The sequence below is a fragment of the Pararhizobium sp. DWP3-4 genome (genome assembly GCF_049898205.1).
Classification (GTDB): Bacteria; Pseudomonadota; Alphaproteobacteria; order Rhizobiales; family Rhizobiaceae; genus Pararhizobium.
On the sequence record NZ_JAFCXF010000039.1, the window covers coordinates 1 to 1,191 of the forward strand.

At 55.6% G+C, this 1,191-nt stretch carries 1 protein-coding gene; it reads right to left on the reverse strand.

The annotated features are described in order from the left end of the window. Nucleotides 1-888: right-handed parallel beta-helix repeat-containing protein (locus tag ACP7E6_RS29400; protein ID WP_426233717.1), on the reverse strand; the 888-nt coding region annotated here is incomplete at its 3' end. Nucleotides 889-1,191 lie beyond the last annotated feature (303 nt).

Genomic DNA, 1,191 nt, shown 5'->3' on the forward strand with positions numbered 1-1,191 from the left:
GCCGGTAAGCACGTCATTGCCATTGGTCGCCTTGCCCGCAACAGGTGTTTCCGGGGTGGTTGGCGTTTCCGGTGTCGTGGGTGTCTCAGGCGTGGTTGGGGTTTCCGGAGTGACAGGTGTTGGCCAGTCCGTGCCCATCTCGTCATTGTTGGAGAGGGTGGGCGTGTTGCCTTTGAAATAGTAGTAGCCCCAATGACCCTGACCTAGTTCGTTATTGGTGAACTGGACGCCTGATATTATATCCGTGCTGCTGAAGCTGCCATCGGAATAGAGGGTGTAGCCGCCACCTGCGAGATAGTTGCCATCGACCTTGATGTTGGACACCGGACCGAAGTCATTGTTGATCATCACGGCCGAGGTCTGGCCATTATCATTGATGATTGTGTTGTGCCGGATATCGACGCCCGACACGCCGCCATTGATCTCGATGCCATCATAATGGGGCCCGCCCCACACTGTACCGGCCCGGACGTTTGGAGCATTCATATCATGGATATAATTGTCCTGAATCAGGCTTGCGCCTGTCACATTGATACCGTTCTCCACGTCATGGATATCGTTGCGTAAGAACGTTCCCGAACCAAAGATGCCATTCGCGCCATCCTTGCTGCTACCAACGTTGAGAATTTCGTTGTCCTTGACGATGGTGCCGGTAATGCCGGGCTTGATCCAGATGCCTGTCCAATCGGTGGACGTTATGCGGCTATTCTGAATCGTGACGTCGGGTGCCATGACCCAGATGGTCCCCTTGACATCGAGAGCATTGAGGACCGTGCCTGCCTTGGTGACGTTCACATCGCCCGATGCGGTGAGCACGACGCCATCCGGAAGTCCGGTACTCTTTGCGTCAGGAAATCCTGTGAGGGTTTTGGTTGAGGTGATAGCCATATCTGGGGCTCCCATTGAAGCTGGAGTTGGGGAGGCAAGCCTCTGGCAAGTTGGGCGCTGGAACGCGCTTCACGCCGGTGCGACTTTGCTTCACTTCGAGGATGACGCTCGATGGAAGAAACTGTCGAGGTAGTTTGCCGCAGGATTGCGTCACAAAGTCTTGAGGTCGGAGGCGGTTTTCCGCCGCTTCCGACTTCTCCTGGGTCAGTGAGGCCGCTTTCGCGGCCTCACTGCGTTACAACACGAAGTATCCCTTGTGAAGCGCGATGGCGTCGTCGAGGTGAACAGCAAAATCGGCTTTTC